This window comes from Shewanella sp. (assembly GCF_051658185.1).
Classification (GTDB): domain Bacteria; phylum Pseudomonadota; class Gammaproteobacteria; order Enterobacterales; family Shewanellaceae; genus Shewanella.
The window spans coordinates 1-8,095 of sequence record NZ_JBOFMC010000385.1; the positions used below are offsets into that span (position 1 = coordinate 1).

At 52.6% G+C, this 8,095-nt stretch carries 8 protein-coding genes; 6 read left to right on the plus strand and 2 right to left on the minus strand.

What is annotated here, in order from left to right:
• Positions 1-111: 111 nt before the first annotated feature.
• The 4 genes from ACRCZA_RS14390 (at position 112) to ACRCZA_RS14405 (ending at position 3,991) form a co-directional block, all read left to right on the plus strand.
• On the plus strand, positions 112-1,752 hold the full coding sequence (locus ACRCZA_RS14390; RefSeq protein ID WP_438675090.1) for a metal transporter: 1,641 nt from the start codon (positions 112-114) through the stop codon (positions 1,750-1,752).
• A 62-nt stretch (positions 1,753-1,814) separates the two neighbouring features.
• The gene (locus ACRCZA_RS14395; protein ID WP_438675091.1) at positions 1,815-2,579 is read left to right on the plus strand and encodes an NRDE family protein; all 765 of its coding nucleotides are present in this window, start codon (positions 1,815-1,817) and stop codon (positions 2,577-2,579) included.
• Between the two features lie 180 nt (positions 2,580-2,759).
• Positions 2,760-3,335, plus strand: a complete 576-nt coding sequence (locus ACRCZA_RS14400; RefSeq protein WP_438675092.1) for a lysophospholipid acyltransferase family protein — start codon at positions 2,760-2,762, stop codon at positions 3,333-3,335.
• A 32-nt stretch (positions 3,336-3,367) separates the two neighbouring features.
• Positions 3,368-3,991, plus strand: a complete 624-nt coding sequence (locus tag ACRCZA_RS14405; RefSeq protein WP_438675093.1) for a LysE family translocator — start codon at positions 3,368-3,370, stop codon at positions 3,989-3,991.
• On the opposite strand, the gene ACRCZA_RS14410 is transcribed toward ACRCZA_RS14405, so the two are convergent.
• Positions 3,988-5,256, minus strand: coding sequence for a mechanosensitive ion channel family protein (locus ACRCZA_RS14410; protein WP_438675094.1), 1,269 nt, complete (start codon positions 5,254-5,256; stop codon positions 3,988-3,990). The genes ACRCZA_RS14405 and ACRCZA_RS14410 overlap by 4 nt on opposite strands.
• A 350-nt stretch (positions 5,257-5,606) precedes the next feature.
• Between ACRCZA_RS14410 and ACRCZA_RS14415 the strand changes: the two genes are divergently transcribed.
• Positions 5,607-6,176 carry a DUF3157 family protein gene (locus ACRCZA_RS14415; RefSeq protein WP_438675095.1) on the plus strand — a complete coding sequence of 190 codons (570 nt, stop codon included), beginning with the start codon at positions 5,607-5,609 and terminating at the stop codon, positions 6,174-6,176.
• A 148-nt stretch (positions 6,177-6,324) separates the two neighbouring features.
• Entirely contained in the window at positions 6,325-7,320 is a 996-nt protein-coding gene (locus ACRCZA_RS14420) for a DUF481 domain-containing protein (protein ID WP_438675096.1), read from the plus strand.
• Positions 7,321-7,478: 158 nt separating this feature from the next.
• Here ACRCZA_RS14420 and ACRCZA_RS14425 read toward each other — a convergent pair.
• A partial coding sequence (locus ACRCZA_RS14425; RefSeq protein WP_438675097.1) for an aromatic amino acid lyase occupies positions 7,479-8,095 on the minus strand: 617 nt, incomplete at its 5' end.

Genomic DNA, 8,095 nt, shown 5'->3' on the forward strand with positions numbered 1-8,095 from the left:
GACGCCAGCCACTTCGCCGTGTCAGTTTGGTAAATTACCCGTATGGCACTGCTCATTTGCGCTGCAACTGGTATACTACGGCGTTTTTTAAGCAAAATTTCCGTGGGATCCATGCTCTATCTTCTTGCTAGCTGTATTGCACTCTTAATTGGGCCACTTTGTTATCGCTACTTTGCCTCAAGCAGCGGACTGCAAAAGGGGCTCGATGGCTTTATCTTCGTCAGCCTCGGCGGATTAGTGCTGATCCATATTTTGCCGGAATTACTCGAGCATGGCGGCATACTGGCGATGGTGTTTGTCGTTCTCGGGCTATGGGGCCCAACCGCAAGCGAGCGGCTATTCCATCGCTATTCTGAAATGACCCATAACTTCACCCTGTTTTTAGGTATCACTGGCCTGTTATTGCATACCATCACCGATGGTACCGCCATGGTGTTAGCGCAGCAGGAGGGTAACTCTATCCTGCTCGCCCTGGGCGTGATCTTGCACCAATTACCGGTTGGTTTTGCCATTTGGTGGGTCTTGCAGCCGCACCTTGGCGCCCGTTGGACCTTGCTGTTATTTGCGGTGATTATGCTGTTTACCGCCCTAGGTTACTTTGCCAGCGAGCAATTTTTACCCTATGTCAGCCTTGATGATACTGTTTATCTTCAGGCCTTTATCACCGGCTCGATTTTGCATGTGGTGCTACATCAGCCCCATGGCCCACACGAGCACCCCACCCCCCAGCGCCATGAGTATCAAGCGGGTATCGGTAGCCTCATGGGGATTGGGTTACTGATGATCCTGCTATTGATGGAAACCGGTGGCCATGACCACGCCCATCACGATCACTCCACTGAACAATTAATGACTTGGTTGCTGACCTTAGCGCCAGTGCTACTGCTGAGCTATGCCGCCGCTGCACTACGTTTTAAATGGGGCCTCACGCCGCATAACCACAGTTTAGCCAGTCGCTGGTTACAACGTTTAGCGGGCCCAGAGGCGCTGGTGATCACCACCCTCTTACTCGGACCTTGGTTAGCCCTGATGCAGCTTAGCGTCACCCTGCTGCTGAGTGTGTACCTTGCCTATGCCAAGGTCGATATCACCGATCCGCATCCCACGCAGCCCATTAACGCCCTCGGGTTTGGCTTTGCCCATTTAGTGGATCGCAGCGCGCCATGGATTTTACTCAGCCTAGTGCTGGTCAATCTTATCGGCCATCCCTCGGTGCCGTTAAATCACCCGATGCTGCAGGTAGCTATCCTATTGCTGGTCTTTTTGCCGATGCGCTTTTGTAATTTAGGGGCGGCAGTATTGGCACTCGCGCTGGCCTATAGCGGCTGGAGCCCCATTGCAATCATCTTGCCGCTGATTGCCGCGCCGGTTCTCAATATTGCCCAATTAAGCTTAATGACGTGGCCGCAAAGGCTGGCCTTGGTTACCATCATCGCCCTCGCTTTGCTGGCGGCGAGCGCTTTGCCGCTGTGGTTTTCACTTATCACGCTGCCAGAAATGGTCAACCTCGTGGCGCTACTGATCTTATCCGCCATGTTTGCCGCCAGCTTGCTGCGCTTAGGGCCGCGCCAATTTTTACGCCGCCTCATGCTCAGTAAGCCTAAGCACCATCACGCATTGCGCCATAGCCATGCGCCCCATGGCCATGCTGAGCATAGTCATACTGAACATGACCATACCGAGCATGGTCATCGTCATGATCATGGCCACGATGCCGCTATGGCGCCACGCAAAGATAAACATCATCACTAATACTGGGCATTTCGAGCCAGACAGGCTAAGTTAACGCTATCGTCAGCTTAATTTAGCCTGCTATGTGCATACTCTTTATCGCCCTTAATGCCCACCCACGCTACCCCCTGATCATTTGCGCTAATCGCGATGAGTATCATCACCGGCCCACAGCGCCAGCACACTTTTGGCCGCCAGAGCACAATATCCTCGCGGGCAAAGACCTGCAGGCCGGCGGCACTTGGTTTGGCATCAACCGCCAAGGGCAACTTGCGGGCGTCACCAACTTACGCGTCCCTCGGCAACACCGCGAGGCGATGTGTAGCCGTGGCGAATTGATCGTCAAAGCGCTCCATTCAGGCTCGCTGATTTGCCCAAACTGGCTCGCCGAAAATTGCCATCATTACCAGCCCTTTAATTTAGTGTTTGGCCAAGGGGACGAGCTCTTTTGTTTTAACAGCCTGCAACGGCAAACGATAAAGTTAACCGCCGGTTTTCATGCCTTAAGTAATGGTGCCCTTGATGATATTTGGCCCAAGATGGCTAAAGGCCAGCAGGCGTTAGAAACCTTGATCAACGGCGCCGATCGCCTGGATGTCGCCGCACTTATCCAGCTGATGCGCGATGAATCTCGCCCCGAGGATCACCAACTGCCCAATACTGGCGTCGGACTCGAATGGGAACGGCGCTTAGCGGCGATTTACATTCGCCACCCAGAATACGGTACACGCTCCACCAGCGTGTTACTGCAAGATACCCAAGGGCGACTGCAATTTACCGAGGTGCGTTACGATGGCAAAGGTCGGCAACTTGGTCAGCAGCAATTTGAAATAGATTGTCGTGCCTAACTGTCTGTCGCACCTTACTGCGCGGCGTCTTAGGCGCAGGCTAACGCTTAAGTGTCTGGCCGCCAGTATTGAGGATGAGGCAGCAAAAACACCTCAACAAGGTTATGATATTATTAGGCTTTAGATTAACAGCACCGCGCCGCCTTGCGCCTTGGCGTGGAACGGCTTATAGGAAAACCCATGATCAAACAAGGATTCGCCGCATTGTGCCGCTGGCTACTGACCCTCAGCGGCTGGAAAATCGTCGGCACATTGCCAACCCAGGCTAAATACCTCGTGATTGTCGCGCCCCACACCAGTAATTGGGACTTTATCATCGGCGTACTCGCCCGTGGCGCTTTACAGACGCGGATCCATTTTTTAGGTAAGCACCAATTGTTTATTCCGCCCTGGGGATGGTTGTTTCGCGCCATTGGCGGTAGCCCGGTTGACAGGCGTAAAAACAATAATTTAGTGGATTCTGCGGTACAGCTATTTGCGACCGTGCCCGACTACAAGCTCGCCCTCGCTCCCGAGGGCACCCGCAGCGCAGTAACACGCTGGAAATGCGGGTTCTACTATATTGCCAGCCAAGCCAAGGTGCCCATCGTGGCTGTGGGTCTGGATTTTAGCCGCCGCAATATCATTATTCGTGCACCATTACAGCCCAGCGGCGACATGATGCGGGATATGATCGACATCATCGCATTTTACCGTGAGATCCGGGGGCGTCACCCCAAGGATATCCCCGATTTTACACCCAATGCCAAACCTTAAGCCGAACCACTTACCCGAATAAGAGCGCAGTTATGCAGATAGAGACTTGGTTACTATATGTTTTTGCCATTGTATTGATTGGCATGTCACCCGGCCCCATCGCCGTATTATCGATGTCCCACGGCATCCATTTTGGCAAATTGCGCAGCATTGCCACCGGCCTTGGCAGTGTGAGCGCCGCCCTTATCCTCATGATGGCGTCCGCCGCAGGGCTAGGGGCGATTATCGGTAGCTCTGAGTATGGTTTTACCTTATTGAAATGGTGCGGCGCGGCGTATCTCGTCTTTTTAGGGATAAAGCTGCTACTCACCCCGCCTCACGATCGGCCGCTTGCCATGGCCACCGCTCCCGGGCAAGGCAGCGCTTTCCAACTCTATAAGCAAGCTTTTTGGGTGGGGATCAGCAACCCCAAGGATTTGCTGTTTTTTGCCGCGCTGTTCCCACAATTTATTAATCTCGCCGCGCCGCAGCTGCCGCAATTAACCATTTTGGCACTCACTTGGGCCGTGGTGGATTTTGCCTTCGTGATGATCTACGCCTCCATGGCCAACGTCCTTGCCCCAAGCCTTAAGGCAAACAATAAGCTGCATTGGTTTGATCGCACCAGCGGCGGCGTATTTTTGACCCTCGCCGCGGTCCTGCTAGGTCGAGATTAACCCTCCACCTTCACTGATTTTAAGCTGCGGATATCATTGCCTGTGGGCGCCTGAAACGCCTGCAGGCCAAACTCTGGCAATACTGCATAAATATGATCAAATATATCCGCCTGAATAGCCTCATAAAATGCCCAGCGGGTATCGTTAGTGAAGATATAAATTTCTAGCGGCAACCCTTCGGTGGTCGGCGCAAGCTGACGCACCATCAAGGTCATCCCCTTGTGCACCTTGTCATGGCGCTGTAAATATTCCTGCAAATAAGCGCGAAAGGTACCGACATTGGTTAAATGCCGACCATTCACCTTCATATCCAGATCAGACACTTTGGCATTAGATGCCTGAATTTCGCTGATTTTTGCCGGAAAATACTCTTTTAAGCAGTTGATTTTACTCAGGCGAGCGCAATCCTCCTCCGTCAAAAACGCAATGCTGTTAATATCAATATGCACCGCCCGCTTGATCCTCCGCCCGCCCGACTCTGACATGCCACGCCAATTGCGAAACGCATCCGACACTAACGCATAGGCAGGGATCATCGTGATGGTTTTATCCCAGTTACGCACTTTAACTGTCGTTAACGACACTTCCTCTACCGCACCGTCGGCGCCGTATTTATCCATCTGGATCCAATCATCCTTGCTCACCATACGGTTTGCCGCTAACTGGATCCCGGCGACAAAGCCTAAAATCGTGTCGCGAAACACCAGCATCACAAAACCCGTGGCCACCCCTAAACCACTGAGGAAATACACGGGTGATTGCTCTGCGAGGATCGAGATTGACACAATCAGCCCAACAAAAAATAAGAACAGCTTGGTTAATTGCACAAAGCTTTTCACCGGCAGACGCCGACTGACCAGATTAATATCACTGATTTCATCTACCGCATCCAAGCCGGCGTATACCGCGCGGATCATCAGCACCACCAGCCAAATACTCAATAATCGGTCGATTAAGCCGCTCAACAATGGATGGGCGGTCAGCGCAATCGGCACAAGGATATTCAACACGATAGCGGGCACGACCATCGCCAACTTCTCAAGCACCTTATAGCGCATAAAGACATCGTCCCAAGTGGCCTTAGAACGCTGGATCACCGCATTAACGGCGCGGATCACCCCGCGGCGCACCACTAAATAGGCAATGGCCGCCAGCACTAAACAGGCACAAATCATAATCGCCGTGGAGATCGCATCCGAAGGCTGACTATCAATCCCAAAGCCCGCCAACCATTTGGAAATTTCAAGCCTGATTTCTTGATCCACAATATCACTCCAACATACACCATAGGAAAATTACACTAAGGCCATCAATTGCCAGCCCCTGAATTAACATGGGCTAGCATGCCACCGCGAGCCCGTTTTTAATATGCTTTCATGTTGATTTGACAACCCTCCTCACGTTACGGAGCCAAGCTCAGCGAGTGCCAAGGTCCATTAAGCCATGCTCCATTAAGCCAAGGTCCATGACGGGCCGCCTTACCCTATATCGCCATCACGTAACCCGGCGGCACACATTCTCCCCCAAAACATCACTTAGACACTGACCACTCCTCGCGAAATTGTGTATCTTAAGCAAAATCGCAATCCAGACGCTTATCGGAGCCACCATCCCAATGCCAATGCCACATCGCCTCAGCGCACTCCTCTTGTTGTCATTATCCCCCTGGGTTCACGCCGCAGATGTGGCGCATATCACCCTCGACAATGGAGCCAAAGTCAGACTCAAAGACGATTTTACTTGGGAATACGTGCTCACCGACGCGCAAGCCAGCGTCAGTAGCCCCGTCACGGAGGCGGCATCCACACCGCCACTCCCCCGCCTAAGTGCGTCGGCCATGGCGAACTCCGCGCTCATTCGCGCCACCGCCAAAGATGGCATCAAAGTTAACGTAGCCAACAGTCAATGGAACCAAGATCAACTGGGCCTCCAGTTTGAACTGGCCAGCACCAGCGGCGAGCATGTGACCAGTGTGGTGCTAGAAGCTCGCTTCTTTGCCGATAACGGCTCGCTACTGAAAACGGAAAAACTCAAAATATGGCAAGCCATTGCGCGTATGCCAGAAACCTATTTACGCAAAGGCGAGCAGCGCCAGAGCCGCATCCTTTGGGTCGACGGCATCGATAAAGCCCAATGGCAACAACAGCTGATTGCTATCAGTATCACTGAAATTGAATCGCGCTAAGCCTCACCTTGGCCAAAGGAGTCATCATATTGGCAAAACAGGGGCATCAGCATTGTTCGAACATATTGATAAAATGTGATTACCTTGTTGCAAGCAACATAGGCTAAAATGGCCCGAACCGAGTTATCATTGTGCCAGCAGAAACAGGATGCTAAATCTGAAGTCGTATCTCACCACAAGCCTCGTTGCTGCGCTTTCGATCCTAAGCCAATATGGTTACGCCGATACCGTATTTCTCATCAATGGTGACAGAATAACAGGCGAAATCATTGAATTAGATGACAAGCAACTCACACTTAAGCCTAGCTATACGGGGAAAATCACCCTTGCACGCAGCGCGATTAGCAGCCTTGAGACCGACGAGCGCCGACACTGGAGCGTTAACCGCTCACTTGAACATGTCACCATCAGCGCCGCCAGCGAGCCACGGTTTGTCATCATTAACGGACAGCTAACGCCGCTAAACGAGATCAGATACTCGGCCATTGAGGCAAGCACCGACTGGCTGCTCAGCGGCAGCGCTGAAGCCGCCATCGACATTACCCAAAATACCACCCACAGCCAGAAGCTCCACGCCAAGGGTGACATGACGCTCCAAAGCTTAAATTGGCGTCATGATCTTAAGGGCGAGTTCCGTTACGAGACCGAAGAAAGCACCCCCAAGCGTCACAGCTTTGAAGGACGCTACACCTTGGACTATCTGCTAAGCGAACACTGGCTGCTACGTCAGGAAGATTTTTATGAGGAAGATCGCCTAAGCACTCAACAAAAAAACTATTATATCGCCGTTGGGCCGGGCCACCGTTTCTGGGGGGTGGGCCGCAACAAGTTAGACTTTGTACTCACCTACAACCACTTTTGGGTAAACACCCCGTACTTTGAATTTGATCTCTACGCCTGGGCGACGGCGCTAAACTACAAGCAATATTGGCTCGGCGGCGAGCTTGAAACCTATGCGGATCTGCAAATGGCCTTTCCTGAAATCCCAAGCATTGATTACATTGCTAACTCTACGCTGGGGCTTAGGTATCTATTAACTCAGCGGGTTTACCTCACCCTCAAGTACGATCTTAACGAAACCAAGACCGACATCACCAACATTAAAGACAGCAACTACACCCTCGGACTGGGGATGAACTTCTAAGGCATTCAGCGCCCAATCACCATAAGAGCCATGAGCGCCATGAGCGCCATGCAGCCGCACTGACACCCGCGCCCTAAGCGCCTAAAATCCCCCCTTAAAAAACAAAAAGCACAAGCCATAAGGCCTGTGCTTTAGGCTACGCACATGCGCGCGAACTGTTAACAGCTCGGCAGCACACCTTGGGGCAGGTACGCATTAAAGCTGGCGGTGTAAAGCAGATCCGTGGCCGCTTCGATATCCGGCGCAAAGTATCTGTCTTTATCATAGTAGGCCACCACTTCACGTAGCTCGGCCTTCGCCAGTGCTACCGCCTTGCTTGGCATTAATGGCGCACGAAAATCCAACCCTTGGGCGGCCGCTAACAATTCAATCGCTAATACGCCGCGGGTGTTTTCGCTCATATCCCGCAAACGGCGCGCCGCGAAGGTCGCCATGGAGACGTGATCTTCTTGGTTGGCCGAGGTGGGTAAGCTGTCTACCGAGGCGGGATGGGCGTAGGTTTTGTTTTCAGAGGCCAATGCTGCCGCGGTCACTTGGGCGATCATAAAGCCCGAGTTCACCCCGCCATTTTTCACCAAAAATGGCGGCAATTTAGACAGGCTAGAGTCGATGAGCAGCGCGATACGGCGCTCAGCGATCGCGCCTAATTCGGCAATCGCAATCGCCAAGTTATCGGCGGCCATCGCCACAGGCTCGGCGTGGAAGTTACCGCCGGAGATAATGTCACCGGTGTCTTGGAACACTAACGGATTGTCGGTCACGCCATTGGCTTCGG